Origin of the sequence: Thauera sedimentorum, assembly GCF_014489115.1 — a bacterium.
GTDB lineage: Bacteria > Pseudomonadota > Gammaproteobacteria > Burkholderiales > Rhodocyclaceae > Pseudothauera > Pseudothauera sedimentorum.
Map to the genome: position 1 here is coordinate 337,074 of NZ_JACTAH010000002.1, position 24,049 is coordinate 361,122.

The 24,049-nt window shown below is 65.9% G+C and carries 17 protein-coding genes; 3 read left to right on the forward strand and 14 right to left on the reverse strand.

Annotated features, from left to right (window positions below):
• Positions 1-120 precede the first annotated feature (120 nt).
• Together glmS and glmU are read right to left on the reverse strand one after the other, a co-directional pair.
• The gene (gene glmS, locus IAI53_RS11385) at positions 121-1,950 is read right to left on the reverse strand and encodes a glutamine--fructose-6-phosphate transaminase (isomerizing) (protein ID WP_187718319.1); all 1,830 of its coding nucleotides are present in this window, start codon (positions 1,948-1,950) and stop codon (positions 121-123) included.
• Between the two features lie 2 nt (positions 1,951-1,952).
• Positions 1,953-3,320 (reverse strand): bifunctional UDP-N-acetylglucosamine diphosphorylase/glucosamine-1-phosphate N-acetyltransferase GlmU, encoded by a 1,368-nt coding sequence (gene glmU, locus IAI53_RS11390; RefSeq protein ID WP_187718320.1) that lies wholly within the window; start codon positions 3,318-3,320, stop codon positions 1,953-1,955.
• Positions 3,321-3,503: 183 nt separating this feature from the next.
• On the opposite strand from glmU, the gene IAI53_RS11395 reads away from it, so the two are divergent.
• Entirely contained in the window at positions 3,504-4,916 is a 1,413-nt protein-coding gene (locus IAI53_RS11395; RefSeq protein WP_187718321.1) for a bifunctional enoyl-CoA hydratase/phosphate acetyltransferase, read from the forward strand.
• Positions 4,913-6,097 carry an acetate/propionate family kinase gene (locus IAI53_RS11400; RefSeq protein ID WP_187718322.1) on the forward strand — a complete coding sequence of 395 codons (1,185 nt, stop codon included), beginning with the start codon at positions 4,913-4,915 and terminating at the stop codon, positions 6,095-6,097. The genes IAI53_RS11395 and IAI53_RS11400 overlap by 4 nt, the downstream gene beginning before the upstream one ends.
• Before the next feature lie 46 nt (positions 6,098-6,143).
• Here the strand turns inward: IAI53_RS11400 and IAI53_RS11405 are convergent, their stop codons facing one another.
• From IAI53_RS11405 to IAI53_RS11455, 11 genes are all read right to left on the reverse strand, one after another.
• Positions 6,144-6,899 (reverse strand): sulfite exporter TauE/SafE family protein, encoded by a 756-nt coding sequence (locus IAI53_RS11405; RefSeq protein ID WP_187718323.1) that lies wholly within the window; start codon positions 6,897-6,899, stop codon positions 6,144-6,146.
• Positions 6,900-6,971: 72 nt separating this feature from the next.
• Positions 6,972-8,435, reverse strand: a complete 1,464-nt coding sequence (locus IAI53_RS11410) for a glutamate synthase subunit beta (protein ID WP_187718324.1) — start codon at positions 8,433-8,435, stop codon at positions 6,972-6,974.
• A 1-nt stretch (position 8,436) separates the two neighbouring features.
• Complete coding sequence (locus tag IAI53_RS11415) at positions 8,437-13,110, reverse strand: glutamate synthase-related protein (protein WP_187718325.1); 4,674 nt, start codon at positions 13,108-13,110, stop codon at positions 8,437-8,439.
• Between the two features lie 247 nt (positions 13,111-13,357).
• Complete coding sequence (locus IAI53_RS11420; protein WP_187718326.1) at positions 13,358-14,482, reverse strand: deoxyguanosinetriphosphate triphosphohydrolase; 1,125 nt, start codon at positions 14,480-14,482, stop codon at positions 13,358-13,360.
• Entirely contained in the window at positions 14,479-15,561 is a 1,083-nt protein-coding gene (aroB, locus tag IAI53_RS11425) for a 3-dehydroquinate synthase (protein ID WP_187718327.1), read from the reverse strand. The genes IAI53_RS11420 and aroB overlap by 4 nt, the downstream gene beginning before the upstream one ends.
• 2 nt (positions 15,562-15,563) lie before the next feature.
• Complete coding sequence (locus IAI53_RS11430) at positions 15,564-16,055, reverse strand: shikimate kinase (RefSeq protein ID WP_187719410.1); 492 nt, start codon at positions 16,053-16,055, stop codon at positions 15,564-15,566.
• A 112-nt stretch (positions 16,056-16,167) separates the two neighbouring features.
• On the reverse strand, positions 16,168-18,276 hold the full coding sequence (locus tag IAI53_RS11435) for a type IV pilus secretin PilQ (RefSeq protein WP_187718328.1): 2,109 nt from the start codon (positions 18,274-18,276) through the stop codon (positions 16,168-16,170).
• Complete coding sequence (locus tag IAI53_RS11440) at positions 18,273-18,806, reverse strand: pilus assembly protein PilP (protein ID WP_187718329.1); 534 nt, start codon at positions 18,804-18,806, stop codon at positions 18,273-18,275. The genes IAI53_RS11435 and IAI53_RS11440 overlap by 4 nt, the downstream gene beginning before the upstream one ends.
• Positions 18,807-18,814: 8 nt before the next feature.
• Positions 18,815-19,492 (reverse strand): type IV pilus inner membrane component PilO, encoded by a 678-nt coding sequence (locus IAI53_RS11445; protein WP_187718330.1) that lies wholly within the window; start codon positions 19,490-19,492, stop codon positions 18,815-18,817.
• Positions 19,489-20,070 (reverse strand): PilN domain-containing protein, encoded by a 582-nt coding sequence (locus tag IAI53_RS11450; RefSeq protein WP_187718331.1) that lies wholly within the window; start codon positions 20,068-20,070, stop codon positions 19,489-19,491. Before IAI53_RS11450 ends, IAI53_RS11445 begins: the two co-directional genes overlap by 4 nt.
• The gene (locus IAI53_RS11455) at positions 20,067-21,143 is read right to left on the reverse strand and encodes a pilus assembly protein PilM (RefSeq protein ID WP_349771923.1); all 1,077 of its coding nucleotides are present in this window, start codon (positions 21,141-21,143) and stop codon (positions 20,067-20,069) included. The genes IAI53_RS11450 and IAI53_RS11455 overlap by 4 nt, the downstream gene beginning before the upstream one ends.
• Before the next feature lie 168 nt (positions 21,144-21,311).
• Between IAI53_RS11455 and IAI53_RS11460 the strand changes: the two genes are divergently transcribed.
• Entirely contained in the window at positions 21,312-23,681 is a 2,370-nt protein-coding gene (locus IAI53_RS11460; RefSeq protein ID WP_187718332.1) for a penicillin-binding protein 1A, read from the forward strand.
• On the opposite strand, the gene cyaY is transcribed toward IAI53_RS11460, so the two are convergent.
• Positions 23,682-24,008, reverse strand: a complete 327-nt coding sequence (gene cyaY, locus IAI53_RS11465; protein WP_187718333.1) for an iron donor protein CyaY — start codon at positions 24,006-24,008, stop codon at positions 23,682-23,684.
• Between the last annotated feature and the right edge of the window lie 41 nt (positions 24,009-24,049).

A 24,049-nucleotide genomic window follows, 5' to 3' on the forward strand; every position in this document is an offset into this window, starting at 1 on the left:
CTATCCGCATGGCGTGCCCGCCCCCCTGCCTGGCCCGCTAGCAACGATAACGCCCGGCACATCGCCGGGCGTCGTCGATATGCGATAGCGAAGACGCCTGAACGCTCCGCCGGGCGAGGCTCACTCCACCGTTACGGATTTGGCCAGGTTGCGCGGCTTGTCGACATCCGTCCCCTTCACCAGCGCCGCGTGATACGACAGCAGCTGCAGCGGGATGACGTGCAGCACAGGGGAGAGCATGCCGTAGTGCTCCGGCATGTGCAGGATGTGCACGCCCTCGGATTCCGGGATCTCGCTGCCGGCGTCGGCGAACACGTAGAGTTCGCCGCCGCGCGCGCGCACTTCCTGCAGGTTGGACTTGAGCTTCTCCAGCAGCTCGTCGGCCGGGGCGACGGCGATCACCGGCATGTCGCGGTCGACCAGCGCCAGCGGGCCGTGCTTGAGTTCGCCGGCGGCGTAGGCTTCGGCGTGAATGTAGGAGATCTCCTTCAGCTTGAGCGCGCCTTCCATGGCGATCGGCCAGTGGCGGCCGCGGCCGAGGAAGAGCGCGTGCTGCTTGGCGGCGAAGCGCTGCGCCCAGCGTTCGATCTCCGGTTCGAGTTCCAGCACCTTCTGCACAGCCACCGGCAGGTGGCGCAGGCCCTGCAGGTGGCGCGCCTCGTCCTCGGCCGACAGGCGGCCGGCGAGCTTGGCGAGCGTGAGGGTGAGCAGCGCGAGCGCGGCGAGCTGGGTGGTGAAGGCCTTGGTGGAGGCCACGCCGATCTCCGGGCCGGCGCGGGTGATGAAGCGCAGGCTGGCTTCGCGCACGATGGCGGATTCGGGCACGTTGCAGATCGCCAGCGTGCGGCTCATGCCGAGCGCGGTGGCGTGCTTGAGCGCGGCCAGGGTGTCGGCGGTCTCGCCCGACTGGGAGATGACCACCACCAGGGTGTCGGGGTCGGGCACGGACTCGCGGTAGCGGTACTCGCTGGCGATTTCCACCGCGCAGGGCAGCCTGGCGACCGATTCCAGCCAGTAACGCGCGACCAGGCCGGCGTGATAGCTGGTGCCGCAGGCGATGACCAGCACGCGCTTCACCCCGGCGAACACTTCCGGCGCACGGGCGCCAAAGAGTTGCGCCGCCACCGAGCCGCCGCCGGCGATGGTTTCCAGCGTGTTGGCCAGCGCCTGGGGCTGCTCGAAGATTTCCTTCTGCATGTAGTGGCGGAACTGGCCCAGCTCCACCGCGTCGGCCGACAGGCTGGACACGTGGACCTCGCGCTCCACCGCGCTGCCGTCCGGGCGCACGATGCGGTAGCCGGCCAGGCGCAGTTCGGCCACGTCGCCGTCTTCCAGGTAGACCACCTTGCGGGTGACCTGCAGCAGCGCGGCGGTATCGGAGGCGGCGTACATGCCCTCCTCGCCCACGCCGAGCAGCAGCGGTGCGCCACTGCGCGCGACCACCAGGCGATCCGGCTCGGCCTCGGCGACCACGCCGATGGCGTAGGCACCGGAGAGCTCGTTGGAGGCCTGGCGCACGGCGTCGAACAGGTCTGCGCCGGCGGTGAGCTTGCTGTGGATCAGGTGGGCGATCGCTTCGGTGTCGGTGTCGGACTCGAACACGTAGCCATTGGCCTGCAGCGCGCCCTTGATGGCCTCGAAGTTCTCGATGATGCCGTTATGCACCACCGCCAGCCCGCCGGAGATGTGCGGATGGGCGTTGCGCTCGGAGGGCACGCCGTGGGTGGCCCAGCGGGTGTGGGCGATGCCGATGCGGGCGCTGGCGCCGTCGCCGGCAGCAAGCGCGGCGAGGTCGGCCACCCGGCCGGCCGAGCGCAGCCGGCGCAGGCGGCCGTCGGCGATGACCGCCAGGCCGGCGGAATCGTAGCCGCGGTACTCGAGCTTGCGCAGGCCTTCGAGCAGGACCGGCACGATGTCGGCGGTGGAGATGGCAGTGACGATGCCGCACATGGTCAGGCTCCTTGCTTGTTCTTGACCGGCCGCTGCCAGCCGGCGAGGCTTACTTGCTTGGCGCGCGACACGGTGAGCTGCCCGGCCGGCGCGTCCTTGGTGAGGGTGGTGCCGGCGCCCAGGGTGGCGCCGCGGCCGACCCGCACCGGGGCGACGAGCTGGGTATCGGAGCCGATGAAGACCTCGTCCTCAATCACCGTGCGGTACTTGTTGGCGCCGTCGTAGTTGCAGGTGATGGTGCCGGCGCCGATGTTCACCCGGCTGCCGACGTCGGCGTCGCCCACGTAGGCCAGGTGGTTGGCCTTGGAATGGTCGGCGATGCGGCTGTTCTTCACTTCGACGAAGTTGCCCAGGTGCACGTCCGCGCCCAGCTCGGTGCCCGGGCGGGTGCGCGCGTAGGGGCCGATCACGCAGGCTTCGCCCATGCGGGTGGATTCGACGTGGGAGAAGGGCGCGATGCGGCTGCCCTGCCCGATGACCGCATCGCGGATCACGCAGTTGGCACCGATGCGCACGCCGTCGGCCAGTTCAACGCGGCCTTCGAAGACGCAATTGACGTCGATCTCGACGTCGCGCCCGCAGACCAGTTCGCCGCGCACGTCGAGGCGGGCCGGGTCGATCAGGGTGACGCCCTCGTCCATCAGGCGGTCGGCGATGTTGCGCTGATGGAGGCGTTCGAGCTCGGCAAGCTGCGGCTTGCTGTTCACGCCCAGGGTCTCCCAGACGGCGTCCGGCTGCTCGGTGACCACCTCGACGCCGTCGGCCACCGCCAGGCCGATGATGTCGGTGAGGTAGTACTCGCCCTGGGCGTTGGCGTTGCCGATACGCCCGAGCCAGTCGCGCAGGCGGGCGACCGGAGCGACCAGGATGCCGGTGTTGACCTCGCGCACTTCGCGCTCGGCGGCGCTGGCATCCTTCTGTTCGACGATGCGGGTGACACGCCCGTCGGCGTCGCGCAGGATGCGGCCATAGCCGGTGGGGTCGTCAAGCTCGACGGTGAGCAGCGCGAGACGCGTCTCGCCTGCCGCAGCGCACAGCCGGCGCAGCGTGGCGGCGCCGATCAGCGGTACGTCACCATAGAGCACCAGCGCGGTGTCGCCGTCGGTAAGCTGCGGCAGCGCCTGCTGCACCGCGTGGCCGGTGCCGAGCTGCTCGGCCTGCAGCGCCCAGGCGAGGTCGGGGGCGTCGAGCCGTTCGCGCACGGTTTCGCCGCCGTGGCCGTACACCACGCAGATGCGCGCGGCCTGCAGGCTGCGCGCGGTATCGAGCACGTGCGCCAGCAGCGGGCGCCCGGCGATCGGCTGCAGCACCTTGGGCAGCGCGGAACGCATGCGCTTGCCCTGCCCGGCGGCAAGAACGACCACTTCCATGAGAACTCCGGGGACGTCGGGGAAACGGCGGCGATTCTAACATCGCCCCCTCCGGCACCGGCGCGGACGTGTTACACGAAGTTCATGTTGCACTGCACACATTCGTTGACCATTGTCTAATGATGGTCATTGATCGTGGTTAGAATCGTCCTGTCGCAACGCTTACAGATAGCCGGAGCCCCCATGGAGCACGCAGTCCAGCAGTTCATCCAGAACCGTACCTTCGACGAGATCCAGGTGGGCGATTTCGCCCAGCTGGTCCGCACCCTCAAGCCCGAGGACATCCACCTGTTCGCGGTGATGTCCGGTGACGTCAATCCCACCCACGTCGATCCCGAGTTCGCCCGCTCCAGCCAGTTCCGCGAGGTGGTCGGCCACAGCATGTGGGGCAGCACGCTGATCTCCACCGTGCTCGGCACCGAGTTCCCCGGCCCGGGCACCGTATACGTGTCGCAAGGCCTCAACTTCTGGCGGCCGATCACCATCGGCGACACGCTGACCATCACCGTGACCTGCCACGAGAAGTACGAGCACAACCACCACATCGTGTTCGACTGCCTGGCGGTGAACCAGGACGGGCTCAAGGTGATCGACGGCACCGCCGAGGTGCTGGCGCCCACCGAGAAGATCAAGCGCACGCGGGTGAATCTGCCCGAGGTGCACATCTCCGATCGCGAGCTGCGCTACAGCCATCTGCTGTCGGTGAGTTCGGGCCTGTCGCCGATTCCGATCGCGGTGGCCCACCCGTGCGACGCCGAATCCCTGCGCGGCCCCATCCAGGCCGCACGTGCCGGGCTGGTCGAGCCCATCCTGGTCGGCCCGGAAGCCAAGATCCGCGCGGTAGCCGAAGAGCACGACATCGACATCCGCGGTTTCCGCATCGTCGATGTGCCGCACAGCCATGCCGCGGCCGAGGCCGCCGTGGCGCTGTGCCGCGACGGCGGCGCTGAGGCGCTGATGAAGGGTTCGCTGCACACCGACGAACTGATGAGCGCGGTGATCTCCAAGGAAGGCGGCCTGCGCACCGCGCGTCGCATCAGCCATGTGTTCCTGGCCGACGTGCCCACCTACCCACATCCGCTGATGATCACCGACGCGGCGATCAACATCGAGCCCTCGCTGGAAACCAAGGTCGACATCATCCAGAACGCCATCGACCTGGCCCACGTGCTCGGCCTGGCCGAACCCAAGGTGGCCATCCTGTCGGCAGTGGAGACCGTCACGCCCAAGATCCGCTCCACCATCGAGGCGGCCGCGCTGTGCAAGATGGCCGACCGTGGCCAGATCAAGGGCGGCCTGCTCGACGGCCCGCTGGCCTTCGACAACGCGGTGTCGCTGGTCGCCGCCAAGACCAAGGGCATCCGCTCCGCAGTCGCCGGCAACGCCGACATCCTGGTGGTGCCGGATCTGGAGTCCGGCAACATGGTCGCGAAGCAGCTCGAATACCTGGCCGATGCACTGATGGCCGGCGTGGTGCTGGGCGCGCGCGTGCCCATCGTGCTGACCAGCCGCGCCGACACCGCTGAGACGCGCGCGGCATCCTGCGCCATCGTCCAGCTGATGGCCCACCGCAAGCGGGAGGCCATGCTCGGATGAAGGCCATCCTCGTTCTCAACGCCGGATCGAGCAGCCTGAAGTTCGCGCTGTTCGCCACCGAGCCGGCCCTGGCCGAGCAGCCGGCGCTGGCCGGGCAGATCGAAGGCATCGGCGCCACGCCTGAACTGTCCGCCCGCGACGCCGCCGGCAAGCGCTACCAGGAGCCGGTGACCACCACCGGCGAGCAGGCCGAACAGCATCGCGACGCGCTCACCCATCTGTTCCGCTGGCTGGCCGCGCACAACCCGGACCTGGAGATCGTCGCCGCCGGCCATCGCGTGGTGCATGGCGGCGAACGCTACAGCGCCCCGGTGCGCCTGAGCGAGGCGGTGCTGCGCGAACTCGACGAGTTCGTGCCGCTCGCCCCGCTGCACCAGCCGCACAACCTGCGTGCGGTACGCGCGGTGGCGGCGCTGCTGCCCGAGATCCCGCAGGTGGGCTGCTTCGACACCGCCTTCCACCGCACCCAGCCGGCGCTCGCTCAGGCCTTCGCGCTGCCGCGCGCGATCAGCGCCGAAGGCGTCAAACGCTACGGCTTCCACGGGCTGTCCTACGACTACGTCGCCCGCCAGCTGCCCGAGGTGGTCGGCGAGCGCGCCAGCGGCGCGGTGGTGATTGCCCATCTGGGCAACGGTGCGTCGATGTGCGCGCTGCGCGACGGCAAGAGCGTGGCCTCGACCATGGGCTTCACCGCGGTCGAGGGCCTGATGATGGGCACCCGCACCGGCAGCCTGGACCCCGGCGTTCTGCTCTACCTGATGGAGCAGAAGGGCATGGACGCCAAGGCGCTGACCAAGCTGCTCTACAAGGAATCCGGCCTGCTGGGCGTGTCCGGCATCAGCCAGGACATGCGCACCCTGCTCGCCTCGCCGGCCCCGGAGGCCAAGGAGGCGGTGGATCTGTTCTGCTACCGCATCGCGCGCGAGCTCGGTTCGCTGGCCGCGGCGGCCGGCGGTCTCGATGCGCTGGTGTTCACCGGCGGCATCGGCGAGCACGCCGCGCCCGTGCGCGCCAAGGTGGCCGAGATGGCCGCCTGGCTGGGCGTGGACATCGACGTCTCAGCCAACGATGCGCAACAACTGCGCATCGACAGCGCCGACAGCCGGGTAGCCGTGGCAGTGGTGCCGACCAACGAGGAAGGCATGATCGCGCGCTATACGATGGAGCTGCTCGGTCGCTGAAGCTCCATGAAACCGGCCGCGGCCCCCGCCGCGGCCGACGTTCGGCTCAGACCAGCGCGTCCCACAACAGCTTGATGCCCGACAGGCCCAGCGCCGCGGTGGAGAACAGGTAGAAGGGGCGCTCAGGGATACGCTTGAGCAGATGCATGCCCAGCCAGACGCCGAGCGGCACCAGCGGCAGCAGCACGGCCGACATCAGCAGAGTGTCGGTGCGGAACAGCCCGAGGCCGAGGTAGAAGGGCAGCTTGGCCAGGTTGATCGCCGCGAAGAAGAACACCGTGGTGGCGACGAAGCGCTCGCGCGGCAGGCCGCGCCCCAGCAGGTAGATCAGCAAGGGCGGCCCGCCCGCATGCGCCAGCGTGCTGGTGAAGCCCGCGCCCGCGCCGCACAGCCAGGCCCAGGCGGGCGATGGCGCAGGGCTGCCCTCGCCGCTCACGCTTACCCGCCGGAACAGCAGGCGGTGGGCGGCAAACGCCACCGAGATCGCCCCGAGCACGCCGACCACCACGCGGTCCGGCATGACGCCGAAGGCCAGCGTACCCAGGCCGATGCCCAGCAGCGCGGCCGGGATCAGCATGCGCAGCTCGCTCCAGGCCGCCTTGCCACGCCACGCGCGGATACCGACGAAGTCCATCGCGATCAGAATCGGCAGCACCACCGCCACCGCATCGCGCGGCGAGATCCACATCGCCATGAAGGGCACCGCCAGTCCGCCGAGCGCGCCGCCAAGGCCGGACTTGGAGATGCCGGTGAGCAGGATGGCAATCGCGGTAACGATCCAGCCTGCGAGGTCGAGTCCCACGATAGTCCTCAGCTTCGGAAAAAACGAAGGCGACCCGCAGGCCGCCTTCGCTATCGCCTCAATCCGGCAGGCTCAGCGCGGCAGCACGCTCTCGCCCATCAGGAAGGCATCGACCTCGCGGGCGCACTGACGGCCTTCACGAATCGCCCACACCACCAGCGATTGCCCGCGACGCACGTCACCGGCGGCATACACGCCGGCCACGTTGGTGGCGTAGCAGCCCTCGCCGTCGGTGGTCGCCTTGGCATTGCCGCGGGCGTCCTTCTCCACGCCGAAGCCTTCCAGCACGCCACCCACCGGGTTGGTGAAACCCATGGCGAACAGCACCAGGTCGGCCTTGAGCTCGAACTCGGAACCCGGCACCTCGCTCATCTTGCCGTCCTTCCACTCCAGGCGGACGACCTTGAGCGCCTTGACCTGGCCGTTCTCACCGATGAACTCCTTGGTGGCAACGGCGAAATCGCGCTCGCAGCCTTCCTGGTGCGAGGTGGAGGTGCGCAGCTTGATCGGCCAGTAGGGCCAGGTCAGCGCCTTGTTCTCCTGCTCCGGCGGCATGGGCATGAGCTCGAGCTGGGTGACCGACAGCGCGCCGTGACGGTTGGAGGTACCGACGCAGTCCGAACCGGTGTCGCCACCGCCGATCACCACCACATGCTTGCCCTTGGCGGAGATCGGGTTGGCCGCACCACCGGCGACTTGCTTGTTCTGCGGGATGAGGAACTCCAGCGCGAAATGCACGCCGGCGAGCTCACGCCCCGGCACCGGCAGGTCGCGCGGCACTTCCGCGCCGCCGGCCAGGATGACCGCGTCGAAGGACTTCTTCAGCTCCTCGGCGGAGACCACTTCCGTGGCGTCGTTGATGATGCCTGCCGGAACTTCCTTGGCGCCCACCAGCACGCCGGTGCGGAAAGTCACACCCTCGGCCTCCATCTGCTCGACGCGGCGGTCGATCAGGTGCTTCTCCATCTTGAAGTCGGGGATGCCGTAGCGCAGGAGGCCGCCGACGCGGTCGTTCTTCTCGAACACGGTCACGTCATGGCCGGCGCGCGCCAGCTGCTGCGCGGCGGCCAGGCCCGCGGGGCCGGAGCCGACCACGGCAACCTTCTTGCCGGTCTTGGCCGCCGGCGGCTGGGGCTGGACCCAGCCCTGCTCCCAGGCCTTGTCGATGATCGCGCGCTCGATCGACTTGATGCCGACCGGATCAACGTTGATGCCGAGGGTGCACGCCGCCTCACAGGGCGCCGGGCAGATGCGGCCGGTGAACTCCGGGAAGTTGTTGGTGGAGTGCAGCACCTGGATGGCGTTCTGCCAGTCGCCGCGGTACACCAGGTCGTTCCAGTCCGGAATGATGTTGTTCACCGGGCAGCCGTTGTTGCAGAACGGAATGCCGCAGTCCATGCAGCGCGCGCCCTGCACCGCGGCCTGCTCGTCATTGAGGCGGACGGTGAACTCGCGGTAGTCCTTGACCCGCTCGGCCGCGGGCTTGTATGCCTCGGAGAGGCGCTGGTGTTCGAGGAATCCGGTGGGCTTGCCCATCTCAAGCGGCCTCCAGTTGCTGTTGCTTTTGCGCGGCCATCTCGGCCAGCGCGCGACGGTATTCATGCGGGAAGACCTTGACGAAGCGGCCGCGCCAGGTGGCCCAGTCGTCGAGGATCATGCGTGCGCGCGGACTGCCGGTGAAGCGGGCATGGCGCTCGATCAGGCCCTTGAGGATCAGCTCGTCGCCCATGGTCAGGTGGTCGATGTCCACCCGGCCGTGGGACTCGAGATCGTCGCCCGATTCGGAACCCTTGCGGGCTTCGAACTCGTCGGGCAGCGGCTCGAGCGCGACCTGCGCCATGTTGCAGCGCTGCTCGAAGCTGCCGTCCTCGTCCAGCACGTAGGCCACGCCGCCGGACATGCCCGCGGCGAAGTTGCGGCCGGTCTGGCCGAGCACCACCACGGTGCCGCCGGTCATGTACTCGCAGCCGTGGTCGCCCACGCCTTCCACCACCGCGGTGGCGCCGGAGTTGCGCACCGCGAAGCGCTCGCCGCCCACGCCGGCGAAGTACACCTCGCCCTCGGTGGCGCCGTACAGCACGGTGTTGCCGACGATGATGTTGTCGGCGGTGGTGCCGCGGAACTCGGCCTGCGGACGCACGACGATACGGCCGCCGGAGAGGCCCTTGCCGACGTAGTCGTTACCTTCGCCGACCAGCTCCATGGTCACGCCACGCGCCAGGAAGGCGCCAAAGGCCTGACCGGCGGTACCGTTCAGCTTGACGTGGATGGTGTCGGCCGGCAGGCCCGCATGGCCGTAGGCCTGTGCGACGCGACCGGAGAGCATGGCGCCCACGGTACGGTTGATGTTGCGCACCGGCAGGTCGATATGGACCTTCTCGCCTTTCTCCAGCGCCGGCCTGGCCAGCTCGATGAGCTGGTTGTCCAGCGCCTTGTCGAGACCGTGGTCCTGGTTCTCGGTGTGCAGGCGCGGCACGCTGGCCGGCACGTTGGGGCGGTAGAAGATGCGCGAGTAGTCGAGACCGCGAGCCTTCCAGTGCTCGATGCCCTTCTTCATGTCGAGCAGGTCGGCACGGCCGATCAGGTCGTCGAACTTGCGGATGCCCAGTTGGGCCATCAGCTCGCGCACTTCCTCGGCAACGAAGAAGAAGTAGTTCACCACATGCTCGGGCTGCCCCTGGAAGCGCGCGCGCAGCACCGGGTCCTGGGTGGCCACGCCCACCGGGCAGGTGTTGAGGTGGCACTTGCGCATCATGATGCAGCCTTCCACCACCAGCGGCGCGGTGGCGAAGCCGAATTCATCCGCGCCCAGCAGCGCGCCGATGACCACGTCGCGGCCGGTCTTCATCTGGCCGTCGACCTGCACGCGCACGCGGGAGCGCAGGCGGTTCAGCACCAGGGTCTGCTGGGTCTCGGCGAGGCCCAGTTCCCACGGCGAACCGGCGTGCTTGATCGAGCTCCACGGCGAAGCGCCGGTGCCGCCGTCGTGGCCGGCGATGACGATGTGGTCGGCCTTGGCCTTGGCCACGCCCGCGGCCACGGTGCCGACGCCGATCTCGGACACCAGCTTCACCGAGATGCTGGCGAGCGGATTGACGTTCTTCAGGTCATGGATGAGCTGCGCCAGATCCTCGATCGAGTAGATGTCGTGGTGCGGCGGGGGCGAGATCAGACCGACGCCCGGCACCGAGTGGCGCAGGAAGCCGATGTACTCGGACACCTTGTGGCCCGGCAGCTGGCCGCCTTCACCGGGCTTGGCGCCCTGGGCCATCTTGATCTGGATCTGGTCGGCATTGACCAGGTATTCGGCGGTAACGCCGAAGCGGCCGGAGGCCACCTGCTTGATGGCCGAACGCAGCGAGTCGCCGGCGGACAGTTCGATGTCGCGCTCGATACGGCCCTGGCCGATGATTTCCGACAGCTTCATCGCCTTGACGATGGGCTTGAAGCGCATCGGGTCCTCGCCGCCTTCGCCGGTGTTGGACTTGCCGCCGATGCGGTTCATCGCCACGGCCAGCGTGGTGTGCGCCTCGGTGGAGATGGAGCCCAGCGACATGGCACCGGTGGCGAAACGCTTGACGATCTCCTTGGCCGGCTCGACCTCGTCCAGCGGCACCGGGGGCGCGGCGGGCTTGATCTCGAACAGGCCGCGCAGCGTCATGTGGCGCTTGGTCTGGTCGTTGATCAGCTTGGCGTATTCCTTGTAGGTGTCGGCCTTGCCCGAGCGGGTGGCGTGCTGCAGCTTGGCGATCGCGTCCGGGGTCCACATGTGCTCGTCGCCGCGCACGCGGTAGGCGTAGTCGCCGCCGGCATCCAGCATGTTGGCGAGCACCGGATCGGGGCTGAAAGCCTTCTTGTGCAGGCGGATGGCCTCTTCCATGACCTCGAACACGCCCATGCCTTCGACCTGGCTGGTGGTGCCGGTGAAGTACTTGTCGAGCAGCGCCTGCTGCAGACCGACCGCTTCGAAGATCTGCGCGCCGGTGTAGGACATGTAGGTGGAGATGCCCATCTTGGACATCACCTTCATCAGTCCCTTGCCGACCGCTTTGACGAAGTGCTTGACGTACTTTTCGGCCGTTTCGGCATCGCCCGCGAGGGTCTGCAGGGTTTCCAGCGCCAGGTAGGGGTGCACCGCCTCGGCACCGTAGCCGGCGAGCACCGCGAAGTGGTGGATCTCACGCGCGGTGCCGGTCTCGACCACCAGGCCGGCGCGGGTGCGCAGGCCCTTGGTGACCAGGTGCTGGTGGATGGCGGAGAGCGCCAGCAGTGCCGGGATGGCAACGTTGTCGGCATCGACCTTGCGGTCGGACACCACCAGGATGTTGTAGCCCTGCAGCACCGCGTCTTCGGCTTCGGCGCACAGCGAGGCCAGGCGCGCTTCGACGCCTTCCTTGCCCCAGGCGGCCGGATAGCAGATGTCCAGTTCGGCCGAGCGGAACTTGTTGTGGGTGTAGCGCGCGATGTTGCGGATCTTCGCCATGTCGGCAAAATCCAGCACCGGCTGGGAGACTTCCAGACGGAACGGCGGGTTGATCTCGTTGATCTCGAGCAGGTTGGGACGCGGGCCGATGAAGGACACCAGCGACATCACCAGTTGCTCGCGGATCGGGTCGATCGGCGGGTTGGTGACCTGCGCGAAGAGCTGGCGGAAGTAGTTGTAGAGCGGCTTTTCCTTGCCGGACAGCACCGCCAGCGGCGAGTCGTTGCCCATCGAACCGGTGGCTTCCTCGCCGGCCTTGCCCATCGGCTCGAGGATGAACTTGATGTCTTCCTGGGTGAAGCCGAAGGCCTGCTGACGGTCGAGCAGGTTCGCCGCGCTTTCCGGTGCGGCCGCCTTGGCGGGCGCATCCAGACCGTCGAGCTTGATGTTGATGCGGCTCAGCCACTCGGAGTAAGGACGTGCGGTGGCCAGCGACTCCTTGAGCTCCTTGTCGTCGATGATGCGGCCCTGCTCCATGTCGATCAGGAACATCTTGCCCGGCTGCAGGCGCCACTTCTTGACGATCTTGCTGTCGGGAATCGGCAGCACGCCGGATTCGGAGGCCATCACCACGAGGTCATCGTCGGTGACCAGGTAGCGCGCCGGGCGCAGGCCGTTGCGGTCCAGCGTGGCGCCAATCTGGCGGCCGTCGGTGAACGCCACCGCGGCGGGGCCGTCCCACGGCTCCATCATCGCGGCGTGGTACTCGTAGAACGCACGGCGGCGCTCATCCATGTGGGTGTGCGACTCCCAGGCCTCGGGGATCATCATCATCACCGCGTGGGCCATGGAGTAGCCGCTCATCACCAGCAGCTCAAGCGCATTGTCGAAAGCGGCCGAGTCGGACTGGCCGGGGTAGATCAGCGGCCAGATCTTCTCGAGGTCGGCACCGAGCAGCGGCGAGGACACGCCCTTCTCGCGCGCGCGCATCCAGTTGTAGTTGCCGCGCAGGGTGTTGATCTCGCCGTTGTGCGCGATGTAGCGGAACGGGTGGGCGAGGTTCCACTTCGGGAAGGTGTTGGTCGAGAAGCGCTGGTGCACCAGCGACAGCGCCGAAGTGGCGCGCGGGTCGACCAGGTCGAGGTAGTACTCGCCAACCTGGTCGGCGAGCAGCAGGCCCTTGTAGTTCACGGTGCGCGCGGACATGGAGACCATGTAGAACTCCTGCCCGTGCTTCAGATGCAGCGCATTGATGGCGTTGGCCGCGCGGCGGCGCGCCACGTACAGCTTGCGCTCCAGCGCCTCGGTAACCATGATGTCCGGGCCGCGGCCGACGAAGACCTGGCGGATCACCGGCTCCTTGGCCTTCACGGTCGGGCTCATCGGCATGTCGCCGTTGACCGGCACGTCGCGCCAGCCCAGCACCACCTGGCCCTCGGCACGCACCGCGCGCTCGATCTCTTCTTCACAGGCCAGGCGCGAGGCCTGCTCCTTGGGCATGAACACCATGCCCACGCCGTATTCGCCGGCGTCCGGCAGGGTGACGCCCTGCTCCGCCATTTCCTCGCGATAGAGCTGGTCCGGGATCTGGATCAGGATGCCGGCACCGTCGCCCTGCAGCGGGTCCGCGCCCACCGCGCCGCGGTGATCCAGGTTTTTCAGGATTTCGAGGCCCTGCAGGATGATGTCGTGGGACTTCCGGCCCTTGATGTGGGCAATGAAGCCCACGCCACAGGCGTCGTGTTCGTTTGCCGGGTCGTACAAACCCTGCTTCTGGGGGAGATCCATCTCGTTCTTCCTCGAAACAACACGTTCGCCGGACGAATCCGGCACGAATCAGGCAGCTGCCAGCCGAAGCAATAAACGCACCAAAATAGTGCATCGCGCAAAAAAACGCCGGTCCTCGGGCACCGGCGGTTTTTGTTGTCGCGCACACAGGCGCCCGCATCTTACTTTTTGCAGAGCGGTCGACGAATATACCCCCCAGCCCTGCATCGTTCAAGATTTTTTTGCGCTGCGGCAAATCTATGATCGGTCAGTGGATTTCGCCCACCGCGAACAGGCGACGATGTTCCTTGATGGCGTAGCGGTCGGTCATGCCGGCGATATAGTCGGCAATGGCGCGCGGCTTGTCATCGCGCGCACGGACCTGATACTGCGGGGGCAGCAGGCGGGGGTCGGCCATGAAGGCACCGAACAGGTCGCCGATGATGCGCCGCGCCTTGTCGGTCATGCGCAGCACCTGATAGTGGTGGTAGAGACTGTCGCGCAGGAAGACCTTCAGCTCGTGCAGGCGCGGACTCAGCTCGTCCGAATAGGCCACCAGCCGCGGCGCGGCGCGGACCTCGGCAAGCGTCCGGACCTGCGCTGCGGCGATGTTTGCGCGGGTGCGGGCGATCAGGTCTAGCACCATCTGGTTGATCATCCGCCGGATGGTCTCGTGGATCAGCCTGCGCCCGCCCAGACCGGGCCAGGCACGCTCGACCTCGCGCCGGTTGTCGGCGAATACCGGCACCGCATCGAGTTGCTCCAGGGTGATCAAACCGGAACGCAGCCCGTCATCGACGTCGTGGTTGTTGTAGGCGATCTCGTCCGCAAGGTTGGCCAGTTGCGCTTCGAGCGAAGGCTGGGTGCCGTCCAGGAACCGCTGACCGAGCTCGCCGAGTTGCGCGGCGTTGGCGCGCGAGCAGTGCTTGAGAATGCCCTCACGGGTCTCGAAGCTGAGGTTCAGCCCGTCGAAGGCGGCGTAGTGCTCCTCGAGCAGATCGACGGTGCGCAGCGACTGCAGGTTGTGCTCGAAGCCACCATGCGCCTTCATGCAGGCGTTGAGCGCCTCCTGCCCGGCGTGACCGAAGGGAGTGTGACCGAGGTCGTGGGCCAGCGCGATCGCCTCGGCGAGATCCTCGTTGAGCCCGAGAATGCGGGCGATGCTGCGCGAGATCTGCGCCACCTCGATGCTGTGGGTGAGCCGGGTGCGGAAGAGGTCGCCTTCGTGATTGACGAAGACCTGGGTCTTGTACTCAAGACGCCGGAAGGCGGTGGAATGCACGATGCGATCGCGGTCGCGCTGGAACTCGCTGCGCTCGGCAGGCGGCGGTTCGGCATGCACACGCCCCCGGGAATGGCGCTCATCGACCGCGTAGGGCGCCAGCACACTCATGCGCAGCACGCCTCTATGGTGGCGGCAATCTGTTCGCTCGTGGCCGCGTCGCTCACCACCGAGCTGCCGAGCCCCTTGAGCAGCACCAGGCGCAGACGGCCATCCTCCACCTTTTTGTCATGAGCCATCAGATCGAGGTATCGCGCCGCGCCCAGCGCCGGCCCCTGCACAGGCAGCCCTGCGCGACGGAACAGCGCCACCGCCCGCTCGAACGCCGCCTCGTCCAGCCAGCCGAGCTTGCACGACAGGCGTGCAGCCATGATCGTACCTGCCGCCACGGCCTCGCCATGCAGCCATTCGCCATAGCCGAGCCCGGCTTCGATCGCGTGTCCGAAGGTATGTCCGAGATTGAGCAGGGCGCGCTCGCCGCGCTCGGTTTCGTCGGCGGCCACCACCTCGGCCTTGTTGCGACAGGAGCGCTCGATGGCGTAGGCGAGCGACGCGGGGTCGCGATCGAGGAGGCGTTCGAGGTTCGCTTCCAGCCATTCGAAGAAGGCGAGGTCGCGAATCAGGCCGTACTTGATGACCTCGGCCACTCCCGCCTTCAGTTCGCGCTCGGGCAGGGTGTCGAGCGTGGCCGTGTCCGCTATCACCAGCCGGGGCTGGTAGAAGGCGCCGATCATGTTTTTGCCCAGCGGGTGGTTGATGGCAGTCTTGCCACCCACCGAGGAATCGACCTGCGAGAGCAGCGTCGTCGGCACCTGGATGAATGGCATGCCGCGCTGATAGGTGGCCGCGGCGAACCCGGCCATGTCGCCCACCACCCCGCCCCCCAACGCGATCAGCGTGGTCGAGCGTTCGCAACGCGAAGTCAGCAAGGCATCGAATATCAGATTGAGCGTCTGCCAATCCTTGTACGCCTCGCCATCGGGCAGCACCACTGCAGCGGTGCGCACGCCATTCGCCTGCAGCCCCCGTTCAAGGCGCTCGAGATAGAGCGGTCCGACCCGGTCGTTGGTGACGATGGCCACCCGCGGGCTCTTGAGCCGGGCGAGGATCAGAGACGGGTCGTCGAGCAGGCCGCGTCCAATGTGAATGGGATAGCTGCGGTCGCCGAGCGCGACATCGAGGGTATGCATGGTCATTTCTCGCAGGTCTCGAGAGCTTTCTGGATCTGCCGCACCGTCCCGCCGGGGTTGCCCCGGCCGCCATCTACGATGATGTCGGCGATTTCTCGATATAGGGGATCGCGCTGGCGGTACAAGGTGGCAATGTGCTCGCGAGGGTTCGGCACCTGAAGCAGGGGCCGGTTGCGGTCATTGCGGGTCCGCTCCCATAGCACCTGCGGCGGTACGTTGAGGTATACGATCACACCGCGTTCCGCGAGCATGGCACGATTTGCGGGATCAAGTACCGCACCTCCGCCAGTAGCGATTACTACGCCTTTCACGCGGGTCAGTTCATCGATGACCTGGGTCTCGCGTCGACGAAAGCCCTCCTCCCCCTCGATCTCGAAAATGGTGGGAATCTTAACGCCGGTACGCGCTTCGATTTCGTGATCGCAGTCAACGAAGCGCATGTCGCAACGCCTCGCCAGTTCACGTCCGATGGTGGTTTTACCGGCGCCCATCATGCCGATCAGAACGATTCGATCCACGCAAATGTCGTACAGTTTGGAAGCACAGGGGCCGGAGATCCATCAATAAGATGGAACCCCAGCCCCTGTCTTGGCAGTAATGGATTGATCAGCGCAGCGTCAGTACGTCGCTTACGATACGCGGAGTAATGAACACGAGCAATTCACGGCGGCTGGTTTCGCGCTTCGTATTTCGGAACAGCGCACCGAGGACCGGAATCTCGCCGAGTACGGGGACGCGCCCGACGTTATTTGTCTCCGATTCTTCGTAGATTCCACCGATCACTACCGTTCCGCCGTTCTCGACCAAGACCTCGGTCTTCACATTCTTCGTATCGATCGCTGGCTCCAGGAAACCAGCCGGGAAAACGGGACTATCCTTGTTGACCTCGACCTGCAGTTGGAGCCGACCATCCGGCGTAATCATGGGCTTTACCTTCAAGGAAAGCACGGCCTTCTTGAACTCGACACTGGTTGCCCCGGAACTCGTTTCCTTGCGGTACGCAATCTCCGTCCCTTGCTCAATCGCGGCTTCGACCTGATTTGCAGTCAGCACTCTCGGACTCGAGACGATCTTGCCCCTGCCATCGGTTTCCAAAGCCGACAGTTCGAGATTCAGGAATCGTGTAGCCGCGCTATTGAACAGAGCGAGATTGAGTGTCGAGAACGACGCCACCGGAGTGGCTCCACCGCTCTGCGCGCCGGTCCCTGTCAGAGCTCCGCCCACGCCCGGTATTTGCCCCATACCAAGGCGGGTCCCACCACCAAGATTGACTGCTGCGTTGTCAGTGAAACTCATTCGCACCCCGAGATCGCGCACGAAATCCTTGTTCGCTTCGACGATACGGGCTTCAATCAAGACCTGTTTCGGTGCGAGGTCTATCTCACCAATCAATCGACGCAGATCCCCCAGGCGACTCGCAACATCCGTCACGAAGATCTTGTTGCTCCGGTCGTCCACCACCACGCTGCCGCGCTTGGAGAGGATTGTCTGATCCTTGCTCTTGAGGAAATCATAGATTTCCTTGGCCCGGTGGTAGTTGATCTGGAAGCTCTCGGTTTGCAGCGGCTCGAGGTCACCAATCTGCGCAAGCGCTTCGAGTTGCAGCTTCTCGCGGGTGGCCAACTCGTCACTTGGGGCGATCCAGATCACGTTGCCATTCTTGCGCATGTCCAGACCCTTCGACTGCAGGATGATGTCGAGCGCCTGATCCCAGGGCACATCCTTCAGCCGTAGCGTGAGGTTTCCGCTCACCGAATCACTGGTAATGATGTTGAAGTCAGTGAAATCGGCGATGACCTGCAGCACCGCCCTTACGTCAATGTTCTGGAAGTTGAGCGAAAGCCGCTCGCCCCCGTACTGGCCACGCGGAGTACCTTGCACCAGTTTGTTCGGATCTTCGGTGACACGCTTGACCTCGAGCACGAACATGTTGTCGCTTTGATAGGCGTTGTGCTCCCAGAGGCCCGAGGGCGTTACCACGAGACGAACATTGTCACCCTGCTGCTGCGCAGTGATGGCACTGACCGGCGTGCCGAAATCCACCACGTCGGAGCGGCGGCGAAGATGCTCGGGCAACGACGTCTTGATGAACTCCACGATCAGGTTCGGACCCTGCTTGCGGATGTCGATCGGCGTGTCCGGGCTCGACAACTCGACCATGACTCGCCCTTCGCCTTCCTTTCCTCTTCGGAAATTGACATCGCGGATGCTCTTGCTTGCCAGTGCCGCAGCAGAAGACGATGCCGCGAAGTTGGCGATGGGCTGCTCCGCCGTCGCCTGAACGACAGCCTCTTGCGGAATCGGACTGAGGGTGATGATCAGAGCGTTTCCGTCCAAACGGGTTTCGTACGGGGCCATGCGTGACAGATTCAGCACCAGACGCGTACGGTCCCCGGCCTGAACGATGTTCGCACTAACCAAGTCGCCGGCATTGATAGCCTGCGCGCTGCGTCCAAGCGCATTCGCTGTCGCCGGAAAGTCGAAGGCGATACGCGCGGGGTTTGCCACACTGAAACTCGCGGGCGCAGCGGCCAGCGGCTGTTGCATGGTCAGCTTGACGTAAACGGCCCCGCCTTGCTGCGCAACCTCCAGGTTTTCAATACTGTTGGCTGGCACCTGTGCCTGCTCGGCGGCATTCTGTGCATGTGCTACAGCCCAGTAGCCCGGCCCTGTGAAGATGGCTGCGAGCAGCAGCGTCGCGATTCTGCCTTTCATTTCCTACCCCCCTGCTGCTCCTGCAATAGCAGCGAACTGCTTCGTTCTGTCCAGTCGCCGTTCACGTCTTCGACGAGTTCGCGCAACGTCACTTCCGTTTCGGAAATCGCGGTCACTACACCGAAATCCTGACCCATATAGTTGCCGACCCGCACCTGATGAATGACATTGTCCACCTTGATGAGCGCCTCGGCCTGCTTGTTCTGCGTGATCACACCGACCATCGTCAGGGACTCGAGCGGATAGGCCTCGAGCGGCTCGCGGCGCCGATCCAGATCCGGCTTGATCCCACTCCCGCCTCCAGTCGCGGAGCGTTGTTCGGGCACGATGCGCTCGCTGCTGAACGGAGTCAGCAAGGCTTCGGCGTCATATTCGACGACGGGGAAAGGCTTGATCTCGGGCAGCGGTTTGACCGAGCCCCTCATTCCCTTGGCCTGCTGAGCCATCCACGCCTGGATGTTCTCTTCTTCGCTCGTGCACCCGCCGAGCATCACGACAGCCAACGCAATCACTGACGACGTGAGTTTCATTCGGCCCCTCATCTGCGTCCCCTGGGCTTCTTCTGCTCTGCCTGCCTGCGGGCAGCGAGCTCAGCCTCGTCGAGATAGCGATACGTCACCGCCTTGGCTTCGAGCTTCAAGCGCCCGTCCCGCGTCCCCTCTACGGCGATGTTGTTGAGCGTGACGATACGCGACATCTTGGCAACGTCACCGGCGAAGGCGCCCAGGTCGTGATAGCCGCCGAGCACGCGGATATCGATCGGCATTTCGGCGTAGAAATCCTTGACCACGTCCGAGCCGGGCTTGAATAGCTCGAACTGAAGGCCGCGCCCAAGACCGGCCTGGTTGATCTCGGCGAGCAGCGAGTCCATCTCGGCCCGGTTGGGCAACTGCCGCAGCAGGGCACCGAACTGCCGGTCGATCTCCTCCAACTGGCGCTTGTGCTCGTCGAGGTTCACCGCCTGGCGCTTCTTCGAAGTCCATTGCTCGCGCAAGGTGACCTCTTCGGCCTCACGCTGGCCGAGCGTCTCGATCTGCTCACGCCAATCGAACCACCATGCCGCCGCCACAGTGGCGACAAGCAGTCCGATGAACACAGCGACCTTCGGCGCGGTCGGCCACTGTCCCGGGTCATTCGTATCCAGCCCCTTGAAATCCTGAGCCAGGCGATTGAAGTCGATACCCTTCGCACCACGGTGGGTTCGATTCGGCTTCATCCCCGCACCTCCTTGCCGCCACCCTCTTCTTCCGCCTTCGGCTGTTCGATGGTGATATTGAGGGTGAACTCGCCGACACGGCGACCATCGACCGTTGCCGCCTTGATTTCGACCAGTTGGGGCTGGGTCAGGTAGGGCGACTCATCGAGCGCCCGCATCAAGTGGGAAACGCGCGCGTTCGACTGTGCGTAGCCGACCAGGGTGACACGCTTGGACGACTGCTTGATGGACTTGAGATAGATCCCCTCGGGAATCTGCTTGGCCGTTTCATTGAGCAAATGCACCGTTTGAGCACGATCGCTCTGCAGCGACTCGATCACCTGCTTGCGCGCCAACAAGGCGTCGATCTGCTCCCGCAGGCGCTTGATCTCGGCGATCTCCTTGTCGAGCTTGGCGATCTCCGTCTTGAATATCTGATTCTTGCGCTCCTGGCCCTCGATATAGCCGGCGATCACGGTGTGCACCACGAAGGCGATCGCCAGGCCCAGTACGATCATCAGCCCGGAAAGGACGTAGAACTGCTGGCGGCGTTCCTTCCGCTTGATCTCGCGGTGCGGCAACAGGTTGATACGGATCATGTGTCGAACCTCCGCATGGCCAGCCCGCACGCAACGATCATGGCCGGCGCGTCTGCCAGCAGAGCCTTCGGCCGTACCTGCGAAGACAGTGTCATGCCTTCGAACGGATTGGCGATAACCGTCGGGATCTGGGTTCGTCCACCGACCATGTCAGCCAGACCGGGCAACACCGCACACCCTCCGGCGAGGACGATGTGATCGACCTGGTTGTACTGCGTGGAAGTAAAGAAGAACTGCAGGGCCCGCGACACCTCGAGAGCGAGGCTGTCGAGGAAGGGGCGGAGAAGGTCGCCCTCATAGTCCTGCGGCAGGCTTCCGCTGCGCTTCGCTGCCTCCGCCTCCTCCACGCTCATCCCGTACTGGCGGGCGATGTCCTGGGTCAGTTGATTGCCGCCGAACGCCTGTTCCCGGCTGTAAATCTGCTGGCCGTTGCGCAACACGGTAACCGTCGTCACGCTTGCGCCGATACTGATCAGCGCAATGATCTTGTCGCGCCCCTGCTCGGGCAGGCGGCGGCTGATCAACTCGAAAGCCGACTGCGCAGCCAAGGAGTCGACATCCATGATGAGTGCCTTGAGACCGGCCGACTCGACCGCAGCCACGCGATCCTCGACCTTCTCCTTGCGCGAGGCGGCGATCAGCACCTCGACCTCGTCGGGGCTGTCGCCCAGTGGCCCGATGACCTGGAAATCCAGGTTCACCTCATCGAGCGCGAACGGAATGTACTGGTTCGCCTCCGACTCGACCTGAACTTCCATCTCCTGCTCGCGCAATCCCGCGGGCAGGATGATCTTCTTGGTAATGACCGCGGAGGCTGGAAGCGCGACGGCGACATTCTTCAGCCCCGCGCCCATGCGGCGAACCGCACGTCGGACCGACTCGCCTACCGCTTCCAGGTTGGCGATGTTGCCATCGACCACCGCATCACGGGGCATGGGCTCGATCGCATAGCGCTCGACCCGGAACCCCTCCTTTTCGGAGCCCGACAACTCGACCAGCTTGACCGATGAAGATGAAATATCCAGACCGGCCAACTGTCGCGCTTTAGGACTGAACATCGCGAAGTCGATCACAAAGAAAGTCCTTAAATTTCTTTATGTTAGGCTTACTTGCTGAATAAGCTTCTGAGATCCTAGCAACAACATTGTCAAGTGTAAAGCAACATCCCTTGACAAACCGGAGTGGAGCACCCCTTTGCGCGCCCGTATAATCGCGCCCTCGAACCTCCGGACGGACTGCCAATGCGCTGGGTCCTTTACCCCCTGGCCTTCATCCTCGTACTGATCGTCATCGGCCTCGCCACCCTCGCTGCAGCCGCCACGCTGGCGTGGCCGAACCTGCCGTCGCTGGAAACGCTCACCGACTACCGCCCCAGAATCCCGCTCCGAGTATACACGGCGGACGGCCACCTGCTTGGCGAGTTCGGCGAGGAGCGCCGCTCGGTCGTACGCATCGGCGAGGTGCCTGCAGTGCTCAAGCAGGCGATCCTCGCCGCCGAGGACGAGCGCTTCTACGAGCACCCCGGCATCGATCCCATCGGCATTCTACGTGCCGCATTGGCCAACCTGACCTCCGGCGGGCGCGGACAGGGCGCGTCCACCATCACCATGCAGGTGGCGCGCAATTTCTTCCTGACCCGGGAAAAGACGTACAACCGCAAGCTGTACGAAATCCTGCTCGCGCTGAAGATCGAGCAGAATCTCAGCAAGGATCAGATCCTTGAGCTGTACATCAACCAGATCTATCTCGGCCAGCGAGCCTACGGCTTCTCGGCTGCGGCGCGGACCTATTTCGGCAAGCCCCTCGGGCAGGTCACGCTGGCCGAGGCCGCAGTGCTCGCCGGGCTGCCCAAGGCCCCGTCCGCTTACAACCCGGTGGTCAACCCGGCTCGCGCGGACCTGCGCAAACAGTATGTGCTGCGCCGCATGCTGGAGGCCGGATTCATCGACCAGACAGCATATCGCGCCGCGGCCGACACGCCGCTTCAGACCGCGCGACCACAACGCGGCGACAGTGTGGCCCAGGGCGACTACGTCGCCGAGATGGCCCGCCAGATTGCCGTCGAACAGTTCGGCGAGGAGGCCTACCATCTCGGCATCCGCATCATCACCACGGTGAGGCGCGAAGACCAGATGGCGGCGCGGCGCGCCCTGCAGGACGGGGTGCTGGCCTACGACCGGCGTCGCGGCTATCGCGGCCCGGAGACTTTCACCGACCTCAATGGCATCGACAAGACCAAGGGCGAGCAGCTCGACGAGCTGCTGTCGGACGTCGATGACGTCGGCGACCTGCTCGCCGCGGTGGTGCTGGAGGCCTCGCCCAAGGCGGTGCGGGTATATCGCCGCGGACAGACGCTGACCATCGAAGGCAAGGGCCTGCGCTTTGCCGCCCCGATGCTGGCCGCCAATGCGCCGCAGGCGCGGCGCATCCGTCCCGGCGCGATCATCCGCATCAGGGAGAACGGCGACCAGGGCTGGGAGATCCTGCAACTGCCCGAGGTCCAGGCGGCGCTCGTCTCCCTCGACGCCAAGACCGGTGCGGTGCGGGCGCTGGTCGGCGGCTTCGACTTCAACCGCAACAAGTACAACCACGTTACCCAGGCGCTGCGCCAGCCCGGCTCCAGCTTCAAGCCCTTCATCTTTTCCGCCGCGCTGGAACGAGGCTTTTCGCCCAGCAGCCTGGTCGAGGACGAACCCCTGTTCTTCCCCGCCGGCGTCACCGGCTCGCAGGACTGGACGCCGCGCAACTACGACGGCAAGTTCGACGGCCTGATGACCGTGCGCGACGCGCTGGCGCGCTCGAAGAACATGGTGTCGATCCGCATGCTGCAGTCGATCACGCCGCAGTACGCGCAGGACTACATCACCCGCTTCGGATTCGAGGCGGCCAAGCATCCGCCCTATCTCACGCTCGCGCTGGGCGCCGGCAGCGCGACGCCGTGGGAGATGGCCTCGGCCTACGCGGTGTTCGCAAACGGCGGCTACCGGGTGGAGCCCTACGTGGTCTCGCAGATCATCGATGGCGAAGGCAATGTGGTGGCAAAGGTCGATCCCCCGGTGGCCGGCCAGAGCGCCCCGAGGGTGATCGACCCGCGCAATGCCTGGTTGATGGATTCGATGATGCAGGACGTCGTGCAGCGCGGCACCGCAACCCGCGCGCGCGCGCTCAAGCGCGGCGACCTTGCCGGCAAGACCGGCACCACCAACGACTACGTGGACGCCTGGTTCTGCGGCTACAACCCCGACCTGGTCGCGGTGACCTGGCTCGGACACAGCCAGCCGCGCAACCTCGGACGCGGCGAAACCGGCGGTTCTGCCGCGCTGCCGATCTGGGTGGACTACATGCGTACCGCGCTCAAGGACATCCCGGAGCAGCCCCGGCCGCGCCCGGACGGACTGCTGGAGATCCACCTGCCCGACAGCACCCGCGCCGAATTCGTCTACCGCGAGAACATGCCGCCCGAGCCGCCGGTTTATCCGTCGCTGCCGTTCGACCTGTCTCCGGCCACCGAATCGCCCGAGGAAGCGCTGCCGCCGGTGCCGCCCGCGCCGCCGCCAAGCGCACCGGTCGCGCCGGCACCCGTCGTCGAACGCTCCTTCGGTTCGCCCTGATCAGCGGGTCGGGCGCAGGCTGACCGCCTCGCCGGCCTGCTCGCCGACCACCCGCGACAGCAGCTCGTAGAGTTCAGCGCCGTCGCGGCCGGCGATCCAGCGCCCGTCCTGGGGGCGAAAGTGGAAGCCGCCCGAGCGGGCCGCCACCCAGATCTCGCGCGCCGCGCTATGGCGGTTGATGACGATCTTGCTGCCGTCCTCGAACTCCACTTCGAGAATGCCGCCGGGCCGGGCATCGACATCGATCTCCGCCCCGCAGGCCTCCAGCGCCGCCTCGATGCGGGTCAGTTCCGCCTCGGCGAGTGCATTGAACATCGACTCTTCCATGCTGCCTCCTTCTGTTAGCATTCCCGTCTTTTAGCGGCCCG

Excerpts from the sequence above, each read along its gene's own strand:
- glmS (WP_187718319.1), bottom strand. The coding sequence starts at position 1,950 with ATGTGCGGCATCGTCACTGCCATCTCCACCGCCGACATCGTGCCGGTC.
- glmU (WP_187718320.1), bottom strand. The coding sequence starts at position 3,320 with ATGGAAGTGGTCGTTCTTGCCGCCGGGCAGGGCAAGCGCATGCGTTCC.
- IAI53_RS11395 (WP_187718321.1), top strand. The coding sequence starts at position 3,504 with ATGGAGCACGCAGTCCAGCAGTTCATCCAGAACCGTACCTTCGACGAG.
- IAI53_RS11400 (WP_187718322.1), top strand. The coding sequence starts at position 4,913 with ATGAAGGCCATCCTCGTTCTCAACGCCGGATCGAGCAGCCTGAAGTTC.
- IAI53_RS11410 (WP_187718324.1), bottom strand. The coding sequence starts at position 8,435 with ATGGGCAAGCCCACCGGATTCCTCGAACACCAGCGCCTCTCCGAGGCA.
- IAI53_RS11415 (WP_187718325.1), bottom strand. The coding sequence starts at position 13,110 with ATGGATCTCCCCCAGAAGCAGGGTTTGTACGACCCGGCAAACGAACAC.
- IAI53_RS11420 (WP_187718326.1), bottom strand. The coding sequence starts at position 14,482 with ATGAGTGTGCTGGCGCCCTACGCGGTCGATGAGCGCCATTCCCGGGGG.
- aroB (WP_187718327.1), bottom strand. The coding sequence starts at position 15,561 with ATGCATACCCTCGATGTCGCGCTCGGCGACCGCAGCTATCCCATTCAC.
- IAI53_RS11430 (WP_187719410.1), bottom strand. The coding sequence starts at position 16,055 with ATGATGGGCGCCGGTAAAACCACCATCGGACGTGAACTGGCGAGGCGT.
- IAI53_RS11435 (WP_187718328.1), bottom strand. The coding sequence starts at position 18,276 with ATGAAAGGCAGAATCGCGACGCTGCTGCTCGCAGCCATCTTCACAGGG.
- IAI53_RS11440 (WP_187718329.1), bottom strand. The coding sequence starts at position 18,806 with ATGAAACTCACGTCGTCAGTGATTGCGTTGGCTGTCGTGATGCTCGGC.
- IAI53_RS11445 (WP_187718330.1), bottom strand. The coding sequence starts at position 19,492 with ATGAAGCCGAATCGAACCCACCGTGGTGCGAAGGGTATCGACTTCAAT.
- IAI53_RS11450 (WP_187718331.1), bottom strand. The coding sequence starts at position 20,070 with ATGATCCGTATCAACCTGTTGCCGCACCGCGAGATCAAGCGGAAGGAA.
- IAI53_RS11460 (WP_187718332.1), top strand. The coding sequence starts at position 21,312 with ATGCGCTGGGTCCTTTACCCCCTGGCCTTCATCCTCGTACTGATCGTC.
- cyaY (WP_187718333.1), bottom strand. The coding sequence starts at position 24,008 with ATGGAAGAGTCGATGTTCAATGCACTCGCCGAGGCGGAACTGACCCGC.